At 44.4% G+C, this 22392-nt stretch carries 16 protein-coding genes and 3 pseudogenes; 5 read left to right on the forward strand and 14 right to left on the reverse strand.

The annotated features are described in order from the left end of the window. Positions 1 to 145 precede the first annotated feature (145 nt). Positions 146 to 1327 carry an inovirus-type Gp2 protein gene (locus H7R46_RS12485; protein ID WP_086260888.1) on the forward strand — a complete coding sequence of 394 codons (1182 nt, stop codon included), beginning with the start codon at positions 146 to 148 and terminating at the stop codon, positions 1325 to 1327. Further along, positions 1324 to 2388 carry a hypothetical protein gene (locus H7R46_RS12490; RefSeq protein ID WP_086260887.1) on the forward strand — a complete coding sequence of 355 codons (1065 nt, stop codon included), beginning with the start codon at positions 1324 to 1326 and terminating at the stop codon, positions 2386 to 2388. Before H7R46_RS12485 ends, H7R46_RS12490 begins: the two co-directional genes overlap by 4 nt. 207 nt (positions 2389 to 2595) lie before the next feature. On the opposite strand, the gene H7R46_RS12495 is transcribed toward H7R46_RS12490, so the two are convergent. The 7 genes from H7R46_RS12495 to H7R46_RS12525 are packed head-to-tail and all read right to left on the reverse strand — an operon-like array spanning position 2596 to position 16974. Beyond that, positions 2596 to 5811, reverse strand: a complete 3216-nt coding sequence (locus H7R46_RS12495) for a DEAD/DEAH box helicase (protein WP_086260886.1) — start codon at positions 5809 to 5811, stop codon at positions 2596 to 2598. Positions 5812 to 5822: 11 nt separating this feature from the next. Continuing rightward, complete coding sequence (locus H7R46_RS12500; protein ID WP_086260885.1) at positions 5823 to 7223, reverse strand: EH signature domain-containing protein; 1401 nt, start codon at positions 7221 to 7223, stop codon at positions 5823 to 5825. A gap of 5 nt (positions 7224 to 7228) precedes the next feature. Further along, entirely contained in the window at positions 7229 to 7960 is a 732-nt protein-coding gene (zorB1, locus tag H7R46_RS12505; protein WP_031980558.1) for a type I Zorya anti-phage system protein ZorB1, read from the reverse strand. A gap of 18 nt (positions 7961 to 7978) precedes the next feature. Next, positions 7979 to 10039, reverse strand: coding sequence for an anti-phage ZorAB system protein ZorA (gene zorA, locus H7R46_RS12510; RefSeq protein ID WP_086260884.1), 2061 nt, complete (start codon positions 10037 to 10039; stop codon positions 7979 to 7981). 49 nt (positions 10040 to 10088) lie between these two features. Beyond that, the gene (locus H7R46_RS12515) at positions 10089 to 13337 is read right to left on the reverse strand and encodes a type I restriction endonuclease subunit R (protein ID WP_086260883.1); all 3249 of its coding nucleotides are present in this window, start codon (positions 13335 to 13337) and stop codon (positions 10089 to 10091) included. Further along, positions 13334 to 14689 carry a restriction endonuclease subunit S gene (locus tag H7R46_RS12520; RefSeq protein WP_086260882.1) on the reverse strand — a complete coding sequence of 452 codons (1356 nt, stop codon included), beginning with the start codon at positions 14687 to 14689 and terminating at the stop codon, positions 13334 to 13336. Before H7R46_RS12520 ends, H7R46_RS12515 begins: the two co-directional genes overlap by 4 nt. After that, entirely contained in the window at positions 14689 to 16974 is a 2286-nt protein-coding gene (locus H7R46_RS12525) for a type I restriction-modification system subunit M (RefSeq protein ID WP_086260881.1), read from the reverse strand. The genes H7R46_RS12520 and H7R46_RS12525 overlap by 1 nt, the downstream gene beginning before the upstream one ends. 300 nt (positions 16975 to 17274) lie before the next feature. On the opposite strand from H7R46_RS12525, the gene H7R46_RS12530 reads away from it, so the two are divergent. Both H7R46_RS12530 and H7R46_RS12535 read left to right on the forward strand, forming a co-directional pair. Continuing rightward, positions 17275 to 17445 carry a YhfG family protein gene (locus tag H7R46_RS12530; RefSeq protein WP_079454551.1) on the forward strand — a complete coding sequence of 57 codons (171 nt, stop codon included), beginning with the start codon at positions 17275 to 17277 and terminating at the stop codon, positions 17443 to 17445. A 12-nt stretch (positions 17446 to 17457) separates the two neighbouring features. Further along, positions 17458 to 18053, forward strand: a pseudogene (locus tag H7R46_RS12535) (putative adenosine monophosphate-protein transferase Fic). A 67-nt stretch (positions 18054 to 18120) separates the two neighbouring features. Here the strand turns inward: H7R46_RS12535 and H7R46_RS12540 are convergent. The 7 genes and pseudogenes from H7R46_RS12540 to merT all read right to left on the reverse strand — a co-directional run. After that, a pseudogene (locus H7R46_RS12540) lies at positions 18121 to 18696 on the reverse strand (ISL3-like element ISPpu12 family transposase); the annotation flags it as partial. Next, a pseudogene (locus H7R46_RS12545) lies at positions 18696 to 18776 on the reverse strand (mercury resistance protein); the annotation flags it as partial. The pseudogenes H7R46_RS12545 and H7R46_RS12540, both read right to left, overlap by 1 nt. After that, positions 18773 to 19036 carry a mercuric resistance transcriptional repressor MerD gene (gene merD, locus H7R46_RS12550; RefSeq protein ID WP_001277458.1) on the reverse strand — a complete coding sequence of 88 codons (264 nt, stop codon included), beginning with the start codon at positions 19034 to 19036 and terminating at the stop codon, positions 18773 to 18775. The gene merD and the pseudogene H7R46_RS12545, both read right to left, overlap by 4 nt. A gap of 16 nt (positions 19037 to 19052) precedes the next feature. Continuing rightward, positions 19053 to 20738 (reverse strand): mercury(II) reductase, encoded by a 1686-nt coding sequence (gene merA, locus H7R46_RS12555; RefSeq protein ID WP_086260879.1) that lies wholly within the window; start codon positions 20736 to 20738, stop codon positions 19053 to 19055. A 38-nt stretch (positions 20739 to 20776) separates the two neighbouring features. Next, positions 20777 to 21202 carry an organomercurial transporter MerC gene (gene merC / locus H7R46_RS12560; RefSeq protein WP_000522996.1) on the reverse strand — a complete coding sequence of 142 codons (426 nt, stop codon included), beginning with the start codon at positions 21200 to 21202 and terminating at the stop codon, positions 20777 to 20779. Positions 21203 to 21229: 27 nt separating this feature from the next. Beyond that, positions 21230 to 21505 (reverse strand): mercury resistance system periplasmic binding protein MerP, encoded by a 276-nt coding sequence (merP, locus tag H7R46_RS12565; protein ID WP_004178136.1) that lies wholly within the window; start codon positions 21503 to 21505, stop codon positions 21230 to 21232. A gap of 13 nt (positions 21506 to 21518) precedes the next feature. Continuing rightward, positions 21519 to 21869, reverse strand: coding sequence for a mercuric ion transporter MerT (gene merT / locus H7R46_RS12570; RefSeq protein ID WP_001294659.1), 351 nt, complete (start codon positions 21867 to 21869; stop codon positions 21519 to 21521). Between the two features lie 71 nt (positions 21870 to 21940). Here merT and merR point away from each other — a divergent pair, with 71 nt between their 5' ends. After that, the gene (gene merR / locus H7R46_RS12575; RefSeq protein ID WP_025467725.1) at positions 21941 to 22375 is read left to right on the forward strand and encodes an Hg(II)-responsive transcriptional regulator; all 435 of its coding nucleotides are present in this window, start codon (positions 21941 to 21943) and stop codon (positions 22373 to 22375) included. Positions 22376 to 22392 lie beyond the last annotated feature (17 nt).

Below are 22392 nucleotides of genomic sequence, written 5' to 3' on the forward strand. Positions count from 1 at the left end.
GTAAATATGACTAAAACTCATCCTAAGTTAACTTAACCAACTTACATCCCATCTTGGATACTGCGCTAAACAGTATCCATTGGATGCCTATACCCAGAATACTGATCACAGTTGCGCTTTTAACTTTAAATCGAGTTTAATTTATATGCGCATTATAAATGTAAATGCTGGTCGACATATGGGAACACATGACCAATGGCTCCAGCAATTTGAAACCGAACTGCAAATTACTCCAGTCAACGATGGTTATAAAACCACCTTTTTAGTAAATTCACAGGATAACATCCTAGCTCCTGCTATAGGGAAAGCTAAACTGGTCAAACAGTTCAAAAAACGTAACTTCCCTGAAGTCACAGCTGAAACGAAAAGACTATCGAATGGTCGCTATGGCTTTGCCGTCAAACACCCTGCTCAAATGAGTAATTTACCTTCTGATATTGAAGAACTTCTCAACTATTCTACGCATTCAGACATTATCAGCGGTCTTGATATTCAAGCATTTGATTATGCACTAAGCCAGATGTCAGAGGATGAGTTAGAGCTTCTACGTAATGGCACACCTTTACCTTCCAGTCTAAAGGAGAATTTGCTCCCGTACATTAATGCAATGAATAAGTTTATTGGATTAATTCGTGCCTTTTTTCGTCGCCCGAACATCAGACGCAAAGTTTATGATGAGCGGAAGAATCTGAAAAAAAATAAGTCTCGAATGATCGAAATGTTCAACTCTTTAATTGAACGGTATTCACGTGTGGTCGTTGTTCGACTTGATTTATATCTCAAACATAAACCTGAAACATTACTGCAAACCTGTTTCAAAGCTGAAGATTGTTTATCTAAAAATGATTTTGATGCATTTAAAAAGTGTGTTGAACAACTACTAGAAAACAAACGGCATAATCCTGTGTTGAAACAAGCCATCGGCTATATTTTTCGTTTTGAATATACGCCAAGACGTGGATTCCATCTGCATACATTCTGGTTTTTCAATGGGAATAAAAATCAGGAAGACATTAGCCTCGCACAAGGTATTGAAAAGCTTTGGAAAAAAGTGACCAATGATCAAGGTTATGCCTACATCTGTAATATGCGGAAGCATACTTACGAAAACTGTTTTTTAGGCACGATTGAATATAACCATACGCAGAAAAGAAAGTGGCTTGAAGAGGGTTTTGAATATCACTGTAAAACCAGTCAGTTATTCATTTTCAGCAATATGAAAAATGGAAGACGTTTCCAGATTAGTCAGCCTTTAAAACCACAGACTCGTGGTCGTCCGAGAAAAAACCACCTTGATGTCAATACGTTTACGGGAGATGAAGTATGATTAGATTACAGCCTGATGAATCCTATACATCTCTACTCAGTACTCACCATATCACTCAAGCGTATATCCAGCCTTTTATTGGCTATATACCCAATAATCGCCCTCCTGTTGGCTTGGATGATTATCTGAAGTTGTATCTCATGATTACTGAAAATAAGACTTTTAAGATTATCTCCAAACAACCAACTTACGACTATCTGGTGCCTCATGTTTATCTAACACCCAAGGGTGTTAATTTACTCAAGATTATTCAAGATATTCCGATTAATCCTTTTCTGACGGGTAAATTTTCAGACGTGATCATCAGACCAGAGATCAAGCTGATGGTTGATTTGCTGTATAAACATGGACTCATCAACTTTCCACTTGGATTGTATCAACAGTTTGAAGCAGTTGTTGATGGGTTCTGTCAGGATCTGAAAGTGAGATCTAAAACACGAGATTTTATGAGCTTGAAAAATCACTGGGATTCTTCATTTGGCAATTCTAGAAAGGCTTATAATCGTTTTGAAGAAGCTGTCTTATGTAACAATTCAATGTTTCAGGTTCATTCATTGCTTGTTTCTGCTGAGTTTATGAATGTTGATGATTTTTCAATGGATCAGAAAACATTTAGTCCTGTGACTGTTGAGGATATGCTGCGTGCCACGTCAGGTAAAATTATCGAAGCAGTCTGGGCTAACAATGCTGAGAATCACACTCTAGGTATTTTGTCGAAACAGGAAACGACTATTCGAGGTTTTAGGAGTATTCGGCTCATATTTTTTGTAGCACGCGAAGATACCGACTTTACCCCTTTTGCTGAATCTCAACTCTATACAGATGTTGAACCTTTTGTATTCCGAGAAGGTAAAACCAGTATTGGGTGGAGTGATATTACCTGCATGAACTCAGGGGTAGAACCTTTAGTTTATGGTATAGAATCCAATTTTTACGATACAAATCAGAACTACATTGGTATGCGTCTTACCACTTTAAAATACAGTTTGATTGGTCCTGAATATTGGGTTCGGTTCAAGTACACCAACACAACGTTTAAAGTCGAAAAAAGCTCATATTAATCAATCGAATTATATTTAAATACACTGCTGTAACCCCGAAAGTTTCGGCTTTCGGGTTATATCGTCTGACCTTAGTGTATTAGTTCAGACTTAATCTGACAGCCTCAATCAAATATCGGTAACTGTCAGATCAGGTTTGATTTAGTACATTTAAAATGATGAAAAGCAATTACACAAAATTATTTACAGGCTCTGTAAATAATCACACTAGTCTATTAATTGCATTAACTCTTTACTCACATCCGTTTTCGGTTGAAGCATATCTGTTGCAAGTACACGTTTACTCCATAAAAGTCTATCCAACTTGACTTCAAAAGTTTCTAATTCCTCCCCATCAGGTGCAGATATCGTTGGGTAATACACATAAACTTCTTTCTGCTGTCCGATACGATAAGCGCGGTCAGTTGCTTGATCTTCTTTAGCAGGATTCCAGCTACGTGTATAATGAATAACATGATTTGCCGCTTGGATATTTACTCCAAACCCTACTGCTGTAGTGGAAAGAAGAATTACATTAAATCCTGGCTTTTCTTGAAACTTATCAATTAAATTTTGTCTAGTTAACCCACTTTTGCTGCTTGTATTAGTATCCCCATTCACAGTCGTTACATTTAAGCCAAAACGTTCCATTAAAACACGCTTCAGAAATACTTGGATTTCTCTAAATTCCGTAAAAATAATGGCCTTTTCATTCCTTTGCTGAATCATCTGCAGGGTATGGAACAACCAATCTACTTTTGGTGAATCTTTGAGTGTTGCCATTGGATCTTCTGCTAAAGGATGCGCACAAATCATTCTCAATTTGTGTAAGCTACTAAGCATGGCACCACGATTTCCCTCAGCCGACAATTGATGAAAATGTTGGGCCGCATAGGCATATAATTTTCTTTGCAAGTCACTAATATGAATTGTTTTACAACTATCTACTTCAGTTTTAGGTGGTAAATCAGCGACCTCTTTTTTCATCCGTCTTAAAACTTGGGGGGCTATCAATTTACGGAGTTGCTCTAAGATTTGCTTATCTACATCTTCCGACGTTTCAATTGGACGTCGATATATTTTATTAAACTCACTTAAAGAACCGAGTAAATTTTCTTGTATAAAATCAAATAAGCACCATAAGTCAGTGAGTGAATTTTCCACTGGAGTACCAGTACATGCTATTTTAAAGTCTGCCTTTTGAGCTTTAGCCGCTTTTGTCACCATAGCCGTAGGTACTTTAATTTTTTGTGCTTCATCGCAAACCATAATCCCCCAATCAACTCGCGCTAAAGAAAACTCTAGATCACGCATCGTTTCATAGGTTGTGAGGACAATATCCGCATCACCTAACCACTCTTCTTCAAGCAAATGCGTAATACCGTGATCGTCTCTCAATTGAGCAGAAATTAAATGCTTGGGAATTTTTCGATCTTTTAAATTCTCACCATATAGACTTAGGATCTTAGCAAATTTAGCACTGAAGAACCGATTTGCTTCTGCCTCCCAATTTTCTAACAATGAAACTGGAGCAACCACTAAAACTGGTTTTTTATCTTTTGCATTTTCTAAGTATTCACCAATAAAGCACAACAATTGCAGGGTCTTCCCCAATCCCATATCGTCTGCTAAAAGACAGCCACTTACCTGTTCCGGTGCATATTGATGTAGATTCTGCAACCATGCAACTCCATACTCCTGATGCGGTTTTAAACCGAATTCCTGACTTCTGAAACTTGAAGGCAATCTAGCTGGGGGATGGTTCTTCTCATCAAAAACCAATTGATCTGCTCGTTGTTTAGTAAACTCTGCTTTATCAATATTATTCGCGATAAGTAATGTATCTTTCTTTTTTTTCTGTAGATTAACCGTAGATTCTTCTAATGTTTCGATAGGCTCTTTTCTATTTGAATCGCTCAGACTATTTAATAATTTTTTAGCGTCATCTACTGAGACTTCAGTGTTCGCATTAGGAATTAGAACCTGATCTTTACCTTCTTGCTCAGCCTGTTTGATACGCTGTTCAAGCACCTCTATTGCTTCATTAGACAAGCGATCTTGTAGTTGTTCTTCCAACTCCATGAGATGCTGTGGCAACCACTCTGATTCACCGCTGTCCCTTTGAATGAACTCAGAGTTAAGTTTTTGTGCCTCACCAATACCAATAACCCGGTCACTGTAATTGGATAGATCTAAAACTTGCTGTGCTTGTAACTCATCTTCATATTTTTGGATTTCTGTTAGATCATTTTTTAATTCTTGAACCTGATGATCTAAATAACTTGTTTTATCAATTGTATAACCCGCCCACATGAAAATTGGTGATGGCTTTTCATAAGCAGAGATAAAATATTTTGTTTGCTCTAGATTGGAGAGTTCCAACAGAATCGGTTGTTGTTCACGACCTGAATTTTCATTAAGAGTTAATTGAGCAGAAACATAATGCGCTAACTCATTATAAAATTTATCTATCTGTAAGCTGTAACTATAGATTTCTGCATCTTGCTTTGATTTTTCAAAACCTTCAGGAGAGATGACCTCTGTGGCATCATCTCCTAATTGCGCGAAGGGGTTATGCAAAAATGTTTGAGCGCGCTCACCAGATACACGTCTATTCGGCATCTTTTTAATTTCACTCAGTACATTTTTGACTTGAGGATCAATGACTACATGAGCGACTCCACCATCTGGTAGGCTAATGCTATATTGATCTTGTACCTGATTATAGTGATCAAAAGTTTGCAACCAATTTGACGGTGCCTCATCAAAGTCGGGCTGTACTTCTACAACTGATTCCTGACTAATCAAGTTTTTACGTAGATTTAATTGTAATTTTTCAGGTGCAAGTACCACGGTCTTACGAAGAAACTCATCTAAATTTGCCTGACTTCGATTAGCTAAACTTCGTATTTGAGCCCAATACTTTTGATTGAGCTTATTATCTTTATTTGATATACGAGCAAATTCTTTAACTTTTTCTATAAGTTTCCAAGTCGCTTCATCAAGTAAATATTCTTGACCATCAACATTCAGTACGGGACCTATTCGTTTAATTAGGCCTTTAGACTTAATCCTATTTTGATCACACCATCCATCCAGAATGATTTTAAAATCAGGATCACTTAATCCTCCCTCACTACGAATCACTGGATGTAAATTCGTTGAACTCGGTAAGTTGAGTAAATTAAGTACGTTACTATGTTCGGGATCTTGCTGAAGCTGAAACAGCTCCTCCCATGGCAATACATACTGATCATCCAGGAGATACGCGATATCTTCTTCTTCTAGACTTTCCCAATAAAAATCTGCATCAGTTTTAGCATTTTGTTGATAAGGATAAATCAATCCTACTTCATCATATTGTAAAGACTTTAGACTCACCACCAAGTTATCTTCAACAACAGAGTCAGTACTTTTTTTCTTTTTCCAGAATGCTAGCTTCATGCCATTACCTTTTAATAATGCCTTTTATATCTTGAATTAGAATTATTTGCTTGACTGGAAAAGATTCCCAATTCAGCTAATTTTTCATCAAATCGTATTTGCCAACCTGGTGTATGACTTAATTTTAATAAGTGTACCCATGGTTTGAGCTCATCAATACTGACCTCCCTTGCTCTTTCACTATAAGGTATTGAATTTGTAATATAACAAGCATTACCTACACTCGAAAAATCCATAACATAAACATTTTCAATTTTGAGCATAAAAGCATTATTATTTGCAGTCGATCGAGTTAAACGTTTTAGCCTTCCTTTATTCATTTCTCTAAATTTAATATGCTCTGCCTGAGTCGAGTGTAATGCATTAGGACCTAAGAAAATCTGGGAAAAAGAAATCTTATCAATATATTTAATCCAGTAATTAAAACGTTCTATATCTGCTACGCGACTGAATAAATTGAAAAAAGCTTCTAAATCTGCCCTTACAAACCACTGAATCACCATTTTTTTGGTATCAACATTTACGTTATTCCATCCCGCTGATGATTCATACTGAGGATTACCCCACTGATCCAATGCTAGATGTTTTAATACCTCATGTACTTTCTCTCTCTGAGAGGTACTAGCATACCGTTCTAGAAGCGCAGCTAAAATATCCGTCGCATATATTTTATTTTTTTCAAGCAATACTAAAAAACGTGGGATAATTTGAAAATACTCATCTTCTTTCATTGTCTTGATCGACTTAATTGCAGATCGAATCAAATCATCCCAAAACCAACTAACCGAAGCTATTCTTAAACTTTCTAATTGATTAGCAACTCTGTTTTCATCATTATCTTGTAAAAATTCACGTACAAATTTTTTCGTAGGTTCTGTGGTTAAAACCTCTGAATTATCTATAAGAGTCGTCATCCATTTTTTAGGCCGAGTTGAAGCTTTAAATATCGAAGATTTATTTTCATCTAGTATTTTTCTTAACTGAATCCAATTACTAGGTAAGTTTTCTAGTTCATGTTGCTCAAAAGCAAAATAACTATACAACAGTGGAAAATAAACAAACTGGAGTTGGTCAATTCCCAATTGGTTGAAATAATCAATTAATCTTACACCTACAGGTGTGAATAAAAGTTTTTCTTCATAATTGGGCAGTTTTTTACTGAGAGACCAAGCCAAATTTTTCCAATCTCGTTTAGTCATCCCATCAAACCCATGTTGTTCAAGTTTGAGAACTGATTTGATAATTTTTTCTTCTAATGGTTGTACATTTTCAAGATCATCGAGTTTATGCTCAATAATCGACAATGTTTTCATTAAACGCTGAGGTCTAACAAATTTAGTCTGTATATGAGTTGGTTCAGAAAATACACTTATTTTTTCTTCAAGACGACGTTTCAGATTCGCAATACTCATCACTATCACCGTGTCAATTGGCATGTTTCAACAGGTGCTGAAACAAAATGAGGTTGCGGTTCAGCGTTCTCTTTTTCTTTTAAACCATAGAATTGCATCCGTAGCTCAACACGACGTGAGGCTTCTTTACTATCCTTAGCTGAATTAAAAGAGACCCCACCAGCTAAAAATAATTGTTTAACCTGGTTCTTTTGTGCTTCAGTTAAACTTAACCCTTGGCTAAACTTGGGATCAAGTAAATTGCACATGACCCATTCTGAACGACGTAAACTTAAGTTTAAGTTATAGAGATATGAACCGTCCGTATCTGTGAATCCTTCAATCACAATTTGTTTAAACCATTTTTTTCCATTTTCACTATTAGCAGCATTTAAAACAATGGGTACTAACGTATTTAATGCCTCTACACCTGCTGCATTTAACCGGTAGTCATTATGGCCAAACCGACCAGCTTCTCCAAAGTTGATACGATTGTCCTTACAATCAACAGCAATAATCTTGTTTTTCAACGCGGCGTCATTTTGAATACTAGTACAAATATCCAAAATCTCTGAACTGCGTTGATTTTCGGCTTGAGTCGCTTCATTGATTTTTTTCGTTACGACCATTAATGACACAGCCATTACGACTAAAAACAAGGTCATTAATGCTGTCATTAAATCAGCGAATGAAATCCAAAAAGGTTTTTCACCATCATCTTTAGAACGTGGTTTCTTAGAGTACCTGTTACCTAACATTAATCATGTACCCCAAAATTAGTTTTTCTTTTGTTGTACAAGATCTTCCAGATCTTCTACAAAATTACCCAAGCCCTCTACACCAGTTGCAAGGCGTTTTACAGCTTGATCAAGGGTATTATCAAAAGCTCCTAAAGAATGATTTAAGCTGGTTTCCACTGAGGAACCAAAACTGTCAAAACCTTTCACCAGCACATCACTGACTTGCTCAAGATAATCCTGCATTTCTTTCTTCACTTGATTCAATGCATTTGTCATGTGATTCATATCTTCAAGCATTTTGGTACTCATACCAGCTTCAGATTGAGCTTGTTTAATCAAACCATCTAAAGTACTGATTGCCTGTTTGACACTCTCTTGTGAGTCTTTATAGTCTTTCAATAGAGAGATTAAATTGCTGCTTGCGCTGGTCAAATGCGTAGAGGTGGTACTTACTTCTGCAATTAACTGTGATGTCTTATCAGTCACTGTAATCAAAGAACTGCCCGCAGTATTAAACTGTTCAGAAGCTAAGCGCATTTTTTCAGCACCGTTATTCATACCCGTAATACTATCCGTTGTCACTTGAGATAATTTCTGAATATTTTCTTTATAGACTTGGACCGCATTTTGACTGTGTGCAATCAAATCTTTAATTTCAGTTCCTAAATTATCAATTAATGCAGATGATTGTTCGTGCAATTTTTGCTGATTTTCTAGAATTACACGATCTTGTTCCATACGCTGTTTCGTGACATCTGACATTAACTCAGACATCGTTCCGCCTAGATTCCCCATCAACTCCGAGACTTTGCCATTTAACTGCTCAATCGCATGTTGACCTTGTTCTCCAATTTTTGCGGCACCTTGAGATAAATGATCCACCATTAAATTCATTTGATCAGACATCTCATTTTGTTTTTGTTGAATATCTTCAATCATTTTCGACATCTGTATTTCTAATGTTTTCGTCGAAGTTTCACTATTAATTTTCATATCTGTCAGTAATTGAGAGAAACCTAATTGCATTTCCTTCATAGCAGATACTGATTGAGTCATCATCTCATTCATGCCCGTCATTTGACTGCCGAACGTAGACTCCAATTTACTCATAAAGGCTGTAAGCACATCAGTCATGAGTTCTTGGACGGCTGAACCTTGGTCACCACTCACTTGTTGTACGCTAGACGCAATTTTATCTAGAGGTGCTTGCAAGGTATCCGTAATCGATTGACCAATCTGAGTCGCCATATCCTGACTTGATTTCGCATAGCTTTCACTTAACTGTGCAGCAAAAGCAATCTGATTCTTTTTATTTTCCTCAACCAAATTCGTCATCATGACTTTTAAGTCATTAACAAGGCTATCTTTTAATTGACGAGCATTGGTTTCGTTTGCTTGAGAGGATTTTAATAATTTAGCTAGATACTCTTCTCCAGTGGAATCAGTTTCAAAAAGCTTATCAATTTCTGTCGTTAAAGTTTCTAACTGTTCATAACACTGACGCAACCACGATTTTTCGCGCCAAGTGATAATCATTGCAGTCCCTATCGCAAGTGCAGAAGCCATAAATGCTTCACTTACCCCACCTAATAACAAGCCTAAACTGTCTTGAACTTTTGCTGGATCGCCTGCGGGATCAAAAGCTAATAATCCAAATAGAAGGCCGGCAAATGTAGCAATAATACCTACACCAGTGATGATACCTGGCAAGTGCTTATAAAACTCAACTCTTAAAGGGGTATCCACAATGACAGCTTGTGAAAAAAATACATCACTTGATACCGTTGCACGTGAGGAAACTAGTACATCTTCTCCATCTACAGTTTCATAGATGTCATGAAAAGAATTTTTGTAATTCAACCAAGCATGTTTTAAAGGCGTATCATTTTCGAATTTTGCATCTAATGAATGCTTATTTAGACTAGAGTTTTTATCCATTCCTTTTAAGGCATTAATTAGTACTGATAATTGCTCACTAAGGTTTTTAGCAGGTTTGATATATTTAGAATAGAATTTAAACCCAATCCATAATACAAAAATGAGCATTCCCACAGGAATGATAAAATAATCCTGCAGAAATTCAGCAAAAGCCAACATATCAATACACCCCTTTACTCAAAAATTTAATTCTAAAAATGTTTAAAAACTATCGACTGCTCAACATATCAAAGATCACTCTCGCAAAGATGCTGGCCTTCGCCGGATCAGACAGCAACTGCATCATCTGTTCCTGATGTGCCGCACTACTGCCAAGAATGGCATCATCCATGGCTTTCGGGAAATCACCCAGCATGGCCTGTTCGCGGGTATTGTTGGCGATCTGCTTCATGACAATTTCATTCTCAGCCAGTTTGTCACGTACCGTATAGGCATAGTTGAGCATATCTTTATCAGTCAGGTTATCGGTGATAAAGACATCATTCAGACGCTCAATAATCTGTGACAGGAACTCTTCTTTCTTATCACGTGGCTTGGCTGCACCGAGGTCATTGCCCGGTTCTAGCTTAAAATCTTCGGCATCTTCTTTCAGCTTGATGTCCTGCTGACGGATCTTGGACAAGCGGTAATGGCTCATGCTGACATTACTTAAGTCCACCTCATCATCTTTCGTTGCGGTTTCACGCAGCAATGGACGCAGGTTACGCGCATACAGACTAAGTTTTTCCAGTTCTTTGTCATCGTAGTCCACGATCTGCGACATAAACTCGTAAAAACGAGTAAAGCTTCCCAAGTCTTTTTTAAAGATTTCCAGCTTGTCTTTTTCGAGCTTGGCCTCTTTAAAGGCATTGTCGGCATTAGCAATCAGCACCGCATCATTGGTTTTCTTGCAGCGTTCCAGCATATCTCGGGTGGTGTTATAGGCTTCGATGGCCTGACTATAACGTTTCTGCCAGCGTTCAACCGCCGGTTTGCAGATATTACTAATCGCAGCATTGGATTTGTTCTTGGTAAAGAACGCATCGACAAACTGCTCGACTTCCGTCCACAGAAAAATCTTGGTAGCTTTCAGCTTTTCAAACAGGTCAAAGATCTGATCCGGATTCGATACATCAGCCAGTTCTGCGGTTTGATAGTAAGGCTGGAAGGCCCCAAGAATGTCTTCAGGATCGTTAAAGAAGTCCAAGACAAAGGTGCCAGATTCCGCTTTGCCTGGATAGGTACGGTTCAAGCGTGACAAGGTTTGTACGCACTCAACACCACCCAGCTTTTTGTCTACGTACATGGCACACAGTTTCGGTTGGTCAAAGCCAGTCTGGAACTTGTTAGCCACCAGCATCACCTGATAATCATCACTGTCAAAGGCCTTACGCATTTCCCGCCCTTTCAGTCCCGGGTTCATGTTGCGTTCATTAAAGGTCTGCCCGACTAAACCACTGCTGTCGGTATCCTTGTCATTAAACTCAACCTCACCCGAGAATGCGACCATAGCCTGAATGGACTTATAGCCCTGATCCGTCACGTATTTGTCAAAGGCCAGCTTGTAACGCACGGCTTCTTTACGTGAACTGGTCACCACCATGGCTTTAGCCTGCCCACCCAATAAGCCCATCACGTTATTTTTAAAATGTTCGACAATAACTTTCACTTTCTGGGAAATGTTGTGGTCATGCAGGCGTACCCATTGATTCAGCCTGATCTTGGCTTTTTTGGCATCGACCTGTTTGTCGGCTTGTTCAATTTTTTGTTTGAGCTTATACACCACTTTATAGTTGGTGTAGTTTTTCAGCACATCCAGAATAAAGCCTTCTTCAATGGCTTGACGCATGGAGTAGACATGGAAGGCTTCCGGCTTGTTTTGCTTGGATGGCGGTAGCTCAGGATTGGGTACACGGCCAAACAGTTGCAGGGTTTTGTCTTTCGGTGTCGCGGTAAAGGCATAGTAGCTGAGGTTCTTACTGCCCTTACGTGCAGCCACCACCGCATCCAGAATGTCTTCCGAAGACAGTTCTGCATCTTCTTCACGTTCTTCCAGCATCAACACTTCTTTCAGCTGTCGTGCCGTAGAGCCGCTTTGCGAAGAATGCGCTTCATCGGCAATCACCGCATAGCGTCGCTGTTTCAGGTTGATGCTGTTTTCAATGGCACGTAACACAAAGGGGAAAGTCTGGATGGTCACAATGATAATCGGCTGTGAGGTTTCCAGTGCCTTGGCCAGTTTTTCCGATTTGGAGCCATCGCCTTCTTTGTTATTGATGCGTCCGACCACGCCATCGGCATGTTCAAACTGGTAGATGGTGTCCTGTAGCTGGGCATCCAGAATGGTACGGTCAGTGACCACAATCACCGAATCAAACAGTTTCTGATTGTGTTGATCGTACAGGGTCGACAGCTGATGTGCTGTCCAGGCAATCGAGTTGGACTTACCTGAACCTGCACTGTGCTGAATCAGATATTTCTGCCCAGTGCCCTCCTCTAAGGCGGCATTGATCAGTTTGGTGACCACATTCCATTGGTGGTAACGTGGGAAGATCAGCAGTTCTTTTTTGTATTTGCGTCCTTCCCAGTCTTCTTTTTCTTCAATTTGCAGATGGACAAAACGTCCAATGATATTCAGCAAATTGTCCGGCGTGAGGACTTCATTCCACAGATAGGCCGTAGCGTACTGATTCTGGTCTTCTGGCACATCATTGCCTGCGCCACCGTCATGTGTGCCTTTATTGAATGGCAGGAAGAAAGTATCTTCTCCGGCCAGTTGGGTCGCCATATAGACTTCGTATTGACTCACGGCAAAGTGTACCAATGCGCCACGCTTAAACATCAGCAAGGGTTCAGGTTTGTTGGTTTCTGGATCTTTCGGCAAGCGGGTGCGTTTGTACTGCAACATGGCATTCTGCACCGCCTGTTTAAACTCGGACTTGAGTTCGAGAGTAGCAACAGGAAAGCCGTTAATAAACAATACCAAGTCAATACGCCATTTCTTGGCCTGTTTGCCCATGTCCTGTAACTCGGCAGCCGTAGCATACGGGCTATAGACCAGCTCCGGCACAATGCGGCAGATGTTCTTCTTGTAGTTGGCTAAGGTATCCGGATTCAGCGCATGTTCAGGTTTAAACTGACAGAGGAAAAATCGTGCGCTGCGGGTTTTCACTCCGTGACGCAGCACACCTAAAGTGCCATAGCTACGTGACTGTTCATCGGTGGCATTGATGTCGGCTTTCTTCAGCTGGGCAACCACGGCTTCCAGAAAATGCCGTTCGGTATCCTGCGGAAAGATGCGCTGAAACTTCTGCCAGTCTTGTGCTTGGGTTTGTTGCACAAAATCTAGTACGTCCTGCTCATACAAGGCGGTTTCACGGTTGTAGCCTTGTGGCGTACCCAGTTGCCAACCCTGTGCCAGCATTTGGGAAATAATATCGTTCTGGAAAATGCTTTCACGGGTGGCGTCTAGACTCATGCGCTTAACTCCGTGTGTGCCTCAGCAACTGTTGGGGCTTGCCAGTGGCGAACATCAATTTTTCCAGTCACTGCGGCTGAGATCAGGGCGGTGCGGCGTTCTTTTAATAATTCAATTTGCTCACAAGCTCTACCAATTAAATGACTAAATTTTATTTTTTGTTCAGCTATGAATACATAAATAGCTTCTTGCTCATTTGTGTCTGGTGCCACTGCTACAATTTCATTTAATATTGCAATATTGATAACTCCCATCGTTCCCCCTCTAGAGAGTTGCTCAAATTGCTTAAATACAGCTTCACTCTTAAGAAATTCTCGATAAAAATATGAATTATGATCTTTAGAAAGAGTAGCTTTTATTAGGCGAGGGTTAATTATGCCTTTTTCCCCATTTGAAGGAAAAACGGCTATTTTACCGAATGTACCCACACAACTTATTAGAATATCTCCTGGATCAACCGCATATCTAGCTAACTCTTTATAGTTTTTTTCAGAAATATAATAATCGCCTATTTCAAAATTATTTGGAATTACTTGCTCTTGACCATAAACTTTAAAACCTTGATTAACATACATATCTTTAGTAATACTAGAACCAAATGGTCCAGCAACAATACTGTCACACAAGAATTTAAAACGAGTTACTTTCCAATGCTCCGGCACTTCCCCTAACCATGCCACACCCGAATCTTTCATCGGGACATTCGGATCAAGCCCTTTGGTCACAGCATGGCTAATTACCGCTTGGCGCTTTTCTTTCAGCAGTTCGATCAGTTGTTGTTGTTTTTCAATCAGATGATCGATTTTGGCAGTTTCGTGGTCGAGGAAGTTGGCGATCTTTTCCGCTTCAATATAAGGTATCTTGACTAATAAAGCATTTCTTATCAGTTCTTGATTAAGAATATTTGCACCATAAATATTGGTTGAAGCATTCTCGATAACAAATTTAGGCAAAGCATAATACAAATAAGACAAAGGCAGTTTTGCTGAATGTAGAAATGATGCGATTGCTTCATTGGTATACATATCACAACCAGCAAATGAAACAGTTCCAACAGATAACTTAAAGCTATACATCAGAGAGCCTTTAGGGGTGATATCCATAGATGCTTCTAAAGCGGCTTTATCAGATATCTGCTTAACCGTATTGTTAATTACCTTACCTTTTAAATCTGAAATATTAACCCAAAGATTATCTCCAATAAAATTGGAATCATTTTTAGTCGGCGGAGTCCATCCCACTTGAAATGGAGCTAAGTATTTAACTTTACTGACAATCCAATGTTCAGGAATCTCACCTAAAAAACCAACCCCTGAATCCTTATACTCTGCATAGGCCTGATACTTCGCCATTATGAATGCACCTCTTGTAGCAGCTGCATAATCTCGGCACTCACCGCATCCAAATCCGCATCAATCTCAGCTAAATCACGCGGTGGCTGGTAAACGTAGAAATGACGGTTAAACGGAATTTCATACCCAACAATACCAATCTCGCCATCTTTTTCATCACGCTTGTCGGCATTGATCCAGGCATCCGGCACGTGTGGCTGTACTTCACGTTTAAAGTAATTTTCAATCAGCTCGGTAGTGCTGACTTTTGGGTTCAGTGCGATATTCTCGGCATCACGCAAGTCGCCATCCTGTACAAACTCCACCACTTTGCCCTGGTAGCTGAACTGGCCATATAGTGGATTTTCCGCCTGTTTCACGACCTTGTTAATCACTGGTTCTGCTTCCGGATTCTTCCAGGTAATGGCATCTAACAGTTGTTTCTTCTCTTTGGCATCCAGCTTGATGTCGGTTTGCTTGAGGGCTTTTTTCAGCACTTCATCAAACTGGTTAAAATCATCAAACTGCTCAGTACCAATCACATTCTGTAAGGCTTGGGCTTTTTCCATCAAGGCTTTCTGGAATAGCCAGATTTTGCTGTCCAGTACCTCTTTAATGTCTTTTTCTTTTAGCTCAGGGAATTCCGCTTTAATCAGGGCACGCACCTCAAGCGCCACATCCTGCAACTGACCATAAGTTTCAGCTGTCCATGCTGTACCAAAGGCTGTGCCCAATTGTGCATCGATACTTTGCATCAGGGCATTAAACGGTTTTGGCGCAAAACGTAATGCAGCAATCGCGCTATCCGTGATCTGTGCCGATAAACGTAATGGACGTTCAATGGTCACGCGACGATAGCCAAATTCATGGCTGTCAAAGATTTTGCTGGCGAATGGTTTTTGCTGTTCGGTTTCACCATCGTTTGCCAAAGTATCTACCGCCACAAAGTCACCGTAATTTTGGGTAATGGTGGCAATTTCAGCTTCAGTCAGATAGTTACGTTTTGAACCCAGCGACTTACGCATTTTGGTACTGAGGTTTGAGGCATTGATCAGCTGTACCTTGCCTTTGCGTTCAGCGGCTTTTTTATTGCTGAGTACCCAGATATAGGTGGCAATGCCGGTGTTGTAGAACATGTCGTTCGGTAAAGCAATAATGGCTTCCAGCAAGTCAGCTTCTAAAATGTAGCGACGGATCTCACTTTCGCCACTGCCTGCACTACCGGTAAACAATGGTGAACCATTCAGGATAATCCCGATGCGGCTGCCACTCTCGGTACTACTGGCATCACGCATCTTGCTGATTAGGTGCATCAGGAATAATAGTGAACCATCCGATACCCGTGGCAAGCCTGCACCGAAACGGCCATCAAAGCCTTTTTGTTCATGTTCATCTTTAATGTCTTGTTCGATCTTTTTCCAGTCCACGCCAAAGGGTGGATTCGACAGCATGTAGTCAAACTGATCCACAGCAAGCTGGTCATTTGACAGCGTGTTACCGAGTTTGATTCGGCTTACATCCTGACCTTTAATGAGCATGTCGGCTTTACAGATAGCGTAGGATTCTGGATTGAGTTCCTGACCAAAGGCACGCATCACCGCATTTGGGTTCAGCTCATGCAGATATTCCATGCCTGAAGACAGGAAGCCACCCGTCCCCGCAGTCGGGTCATAAATGGTCCGGATAATGCCGTCTTTGGTCAGCACGTCATCATCTTCCATAAACACCAGTGCCGTGGTCAGACGCACGATGTCACGCGGGGTAAAGTGTTCCCCTGCGGTTTCATTAGAACCTTCGGCAAAACGACGGATCAGTTCTTCAAACACCAAGCCCATGTCATGGTTGGATACGTTCTTTGGACTCAGATCCGTGGTGGCAAACTTTTGCACGACTTTATACAAAAGGTTGGCATCATCGAGGAGGCCCACAAATTCGATGAAGTTAAAGTATTCAAATATCTCACGGGCATCTTTAGAGAAACTTTGCACATAAGTGCTTAAGTTGGCCTTGATATCACTCTGCCCCATTTTGCTAAGATCCATAGGGGAGGTGTTAAAGAAGGCTAGACCGTTGGTGGCACGCAGCAATAACTTTTCTTGAGCTTCTTCTGGCAGATTCAGCTTGGAGACTTTTTCATGTTCTGCCAGTACCGCAGCCTTGCTTTCTTCCAGTACACATTCCAAACGACGTAACAAGGTAAATGGCAGAATGATGCGACCGTATTGCGATTGTTTGAAGTCACCACGCAGCAGGTCGGCAACCGACCAGATGAAAGAAGCGATTTGTGAAAAGTTATTGTTGGTCATAGTCGTGAATCAATTCCTGAATTCTTATCTGTGATCAGTATCTGGCGACACTTCGGTTGCTAGAGATAATACTGATAATTTTTTAACTGTTGGATAATATTATATTATTTAAAAGCAGATTGTTGATTATTCATTTATTGCATGAGAGTTAAGCGACAAATTTTGTCGTCTGGTTTCAGATTTTTCTCATAGAAGGTTTATCCACCATAACGCTACAACCCTGCTTTTGAAAGCCGTGCCTATTTATAAGCCCATCTGCTAAACTAGGCTTGCATTACCTTTGTTCAAGGAAATTCCAGAATGCTAAACACTCTCGAACAGAAAAAAAAATATATCCAAGCTACGCGCCTACAGAATTATCAGGCCAGTTTAAAGTTGGAAGGGATCCAGCCATCTTCAACCGCCCCAACATTAGATAAAGCACAGATTTTAGAAAAATATAAAAAGTTCTCACAAACTTCGGAATCGTGATCAGGCTTCCTTATGGATAAATATGGTGAAATGGGTGACAGCATTTACTGTTACCCCACTCGGACGTCCTCAAAAACAAACTGAACATTCAGGATGCTAAAATTCTGCAACAAGCAGAACTGGAGTTGACTGAGTATGCCAGCACACGAATTGAGTATGCGGAGCCACCTTACAATCTCAAATACCTGCAATCCATTCACTTTCAGCTCTTTTCAGACCTGTATGCCTGGGCAGGTGAACTAAGACAAGTGGATATTGCCAAAGGCGATACCCGCTTTTGTACCTTCCCGCGTATTGAAATTGAAGCCAATAAGCTCTTCAAGCAACTTGAGCAGCAGCACTATTTTCAAGGTTTAGCCAAACCAGTACTTATCCAAAAAATCGCTGATTTTTATTGTGAAGTCAACGTGATTCACCCATTTCGTGAAGGCAATGGACGCACCCAGCGTATCTTCTTTGAACACCTACTTGCTCACTGCGGCTATGGGGTACAGTGGAGTAAAATTAACAATAAGGAAGTCTGGATTCAGGCCAATATTGATGGATTCAACTGCCGGCTAGATGGACTGATCGCTATTTTTGAAGCCTGCATTATCACTCCTGAATAACAAAAAAATGGGTATACGGATTTAATGGTTGATGGGGCACCTTCACCCCATCAATCTGATACCACCCTCAGATGGTTGATAGATCGACTCCGTAGTTGAGTTCCTCTGCGAAGTCCGGCAGTCCGTAACCGATGGTTTTCTTGTAGAAAGGAGAGACCTTCGCAGTCGGTGCCTTCTTCTTGTGCTTCGTGGTGTAGAGCATTCGTGCCCGCATCACCTCGAAGGAGTAACCGCGCCCTTCACGGTTCTTGTCCTTGGCCAGTCGGTTGATGGACTCCGTGTAAGCGTTGGTGACGGGCATGTCCGTCTCGAAGTAGGTCATGGTCTCTTCGCGCCAGTTTCCCACTGCCCTGACCAGATCGCTCCAGACTTCCTTTTGGCCCTTCGGGATGGTGGCTATCCACTCGTCCAGGGCGGCTTCTGCCTGGAGCCGTGTGGTGGCGTCCCAGATGCCGTAGAAGCGCTCCTTGTGCTCGTAGGCGGCCAGCAGTTGCGGGAACGCGCCTGTCCAGGTCTCCATGATGAGGCGCTCCCGGTCTGAGACTTCGTGAGCGCGTTTCAGCAGGATTTTCCGGTCTCCCTTGAGAGTCCGGCTCTGGGACGGTTTCAGCTCCTTTCTGAGGCCCTTGCGCACTCTCTCTAGGTCAACACGGCCAGCGCACCCCACAGGTAGCCGGAAACGGGTTGGCGCGTCTCGGGCGGCAGTTTGTCAGGGGCGTTCACGGCAATGCCTCCTCGTGCGCCCGCTCGGCTGGCATGGAGGCCAGTTGCGCGTCCAGATGGGCCAACGCGTCCAGGCCGATGCCCGCCTCGAAGGCCGCCCGCACGAAGCACAGCCGTTGCAAGGCGGCATCATCGAACAGGCCATAGCCGCCCGGGGTGCACGCCACCGGACGCAGCAATCCGCGCAGCAGGTAGTCGCGCACGATATGCACGCTCACCCCGGCATCAAGGGCCAGCCGGGACACGGTGTAGGCGCTCATTGAAAACCTCCTTTTTTTATCCAGCGCAGCAGGAAAGCTGCTTCACGTCCTTGTTGAAGGTCTGCGCCGCAAGCTTCAACCCCTCGACCATTGTCAGGTAGGGGAACAACTGGTCAGCCAGTTCCTGCACCGTCATGCGGTTGCGGATGGCGAGCACCGCCGTCTGGATCAGTTCGCCCGCTTCCGGGGCCACCGCCTGCACGCCGATGAGCCGTCCGCTACCTTCCTCGATGACCAGCTTGATGAAGCCGCGTGTGTCGAAGTTGGCAAGCGCTCGCGGAACGTTGTCGAGTGTCAGCGTGCGACTGTCGGTCTCGATGCCATCGTGGTGCGCTTCCGCCTCGCTGTAGCCCACGGTGGCGACTTGCGGGTCGGTGAACACCACTGCCGGCATCGCGGTCAGATTGAGGGCTGCGTCGCCGCCGGTCATGTTGATCGCGGCACGGGTGCCGGCGGCCGCTGCCACGTAGACGAACTGCGGCTGGTCGGTGCAGTCGCCGGCCGCGTAGATGTTCGGGTTGCTCGTGCGCATGCCTTGGTCGATAACGATGGCCCCTTGCGCATTGACAGTGACCCCCGCCGCGTCCAGCGCGAGGCTGCGCGTATTCGGTGCCCGACCGGTGGCAACCAGCAACTTGTCAGCGCGCAATTCACCGTGTCCGGTGGTCAGCACGAATTCGCCGTTCACATGGGCGACCTGGCTGGCTTGCGTGTGCTCCAGCACCTCGATGCCCTCGGCACGGAAAGCGGCTGTCACCGCCTCGCCGATGGCCGGGTCTTCACGGAAGAACAAGGTATTGCGCGCCAGGACCGTGACCTTGCTGCCCAGCCGGGCAAAGGCTTGCGCCAGCTCCAGCGCCACCACCGACGAGCCGATTACGGCAAGGCGTTCGGGAATGGTGTCGCTCGCCAGGGCCTCGGTGGAAGTCCAGTAGGGTGACTCTTTCAAGCCCGGAATCAGCGGGACCGCCGGGCTGGCACCCGTGGCGACCAGGCAGCGGTCGAACATCACGACGCGCTCGCCACCCTCGTTCAAACGGACGGTAAGGCTCTGGTCGTCCTTGAAGCGCGCCTCACCGTGCACAACGGTGATGGCCGGATTACCGCCCAGGATGCATTCGTACTTGGCGTGCCGCAGTTCGTCGACGCGGGCCTGCTGCTGGGCCAGCAGCTTACTGCGGTCAATCGTAGGCACAGTTGCCGCAATACCGCCATCGAACGGGCTTTCCCGGCGCAGATGGGCGATGTGGGCGGCGCGGATCATGATCTTGGACGGCACACAGCCGACATTGACGCAGGTGCCGCCGATGGTGCCGCGCTCGATCAGCGTGACCTGCGCGCCTTGCTCGACGGCCTTCAGTGCTGCCGCCATTGCCGCGCCACCGCTACCAATGACGACGACCTGCAACGGGCGTTCGTTGCCACTGGGCTTATCAGCGGCCCCTATCCAGCCGCGCATCTTGTCGAGCAGGCCGGCGCGGTTGTCCGTCGGTGGCGCATCGGCAAGCGTTGCCTCGTAGCCCAGTCCGGCCACGGCGGTAGTCAGCGCATCCGATGACGTGCCCGCCTCAATGGCGAGTTGCGCTGTGCCCTTCGGATAGGACACCAGCGCCGATTGCACGCCGGGCACTTTCTCCAAGGCTTCCTTGACGTGAGCCGCGCACGAGTCGCAGGTCATCCCGGTGATTTTCAGGGTGGTCATGTATTTTTCCTTTTCTGTGGTGGCTACGGCTGTTGCCGTCAGCCACGTTGTTCTGGCAATTCACAGCTGTCCGGCCCGCAGCGGCGATGTGCTGGCGAGATGAAATCCCAGACCGACACCCCAACCATCAAGGCCAGGCCGACATAGAGCAGTCCACCGCTCTGCCAGCCGTAAGCCCGCATTAAAAACACCGCTGCCAGCACCAAGATCGGGCCTATCGTGCCGAGCGCCGTGCGTCGCCACTGTCGATGATTGAGCCAAGCGATAGCATTGGCGAGTAACGCGATGCCGGCGAACATCGGCAGCAGGATGCCAATGAATAGCCCCTCGTACTGGCTCAAGAAGCCCAGTCCGATGGCCGCGCCAAAGCTGGCGATGGCAGGAAAACAGGCGGCGCAGCCCATCGCGGAAACGACGCTGCCGAGCGCGCCGGTTTTGCCAGCGATGCGCGTGATGAGTCCCATGTGTCGCTCCCGAGTTCGGTTAACGGATCAGCGTTTGAGGCTGGACGGATAGCCCGCGTCCTCGGTCGCCTTGGTCAACTTCTGGACGTTGGTCTTGGCATCGTCGAAGGTGACGACGGCCTGGCGCTTGTCGAAACTTACGTCGGTCTTGCTCACGCCCTCAACCTTGGAAAGCGCGTGCTTGACAGTGATCGGGCAAGAGGCGCAGGTCATGCCAGGCACGGACAGCGTTACGGTCTGAGTGGCGGCGAACACGGGGGCAACGAAAGCGGCGAGAGCGAGGGAGGCAAACAGCTTTTTCATGATGAACTCCTGATTAGTAGAAAAATGGCATGACGTAGGGAAAACCAAGCGCGACCAAGACCAACACGGCGACGAACCAGAAAATGAGCTTGTAGGTGGTGCGCACTTGCGGAATCGCGCACACCTCGCCCGGCTTGCAGGCTGCGGTCGGTCGGACGATGCGCCGCCAGGCAAAGAACAGTGCAACCAGCGCCGCGCCGATGAAGATCGGCCGATACGGCTCCAATACCGTCAGGTTGCCGATCCATGCCCCGCTGAACCCCAAGGCGATCAAAACCAGCGGCCCCAGGCAGCAGGCCGACGCAAGAATGGCGGCCAGCCCACCGGCGAAGAGCGCGCCGCGCCCGTTTTGTGGTTCAGACATACGCTTGTCCTTTCAAATTTGGTTTGGATAGCTTAAGCTTACTTCCGTAGTTATGTACGGAGTCAAGCGATATGCAAATTAATTTTGAGAATCTGACCATTGGCGTTTTTGCCAAGGCGGCCGGGGTCAATGTGGAGACCATCCGGTTCTACCAGCGCAAGGGCCTGCTGCCGGAGCCAGACAAGCCCTATGGCAGCATTCGCCGCTATGGCGAGGCGGATGTAACACGAGTGCGGTTCGTGAAATCGGCCCAGCGGCTGGGCTTTAGCCTGGACGAAATCGCCGAGCTACTGCGGCTGGAGGATGGCACCCATTGCGAGGAAGCCAGCGGCCTGGCCGAGCACAAGCTCAAGGATGTGCGCGAGAAGATGGCCGACTTGGCACGCATGGAGGCCGTGCTGTCTGAACTGATGTGCGCCTGCCATGCGCGGAAAGGGAACGTTTCCTGCCCGCTGATTGCGTCACTACAGGGCGAAGCAGGCCTGGCAAGGTCAGCTATGCCTTAGCGTGCTTTATTTTCCGA

This window comes from Acinetobacter sp. BEC1-S18-ESBL-01 (genome assembly GCF_014169935.1).
Lineage (GTDB): Bacteria > Pseudomonadota > Gammaproteobacteria > Pseudomonadales > Moraxellaceae > Acinetobacter > Acinetobacter pittii.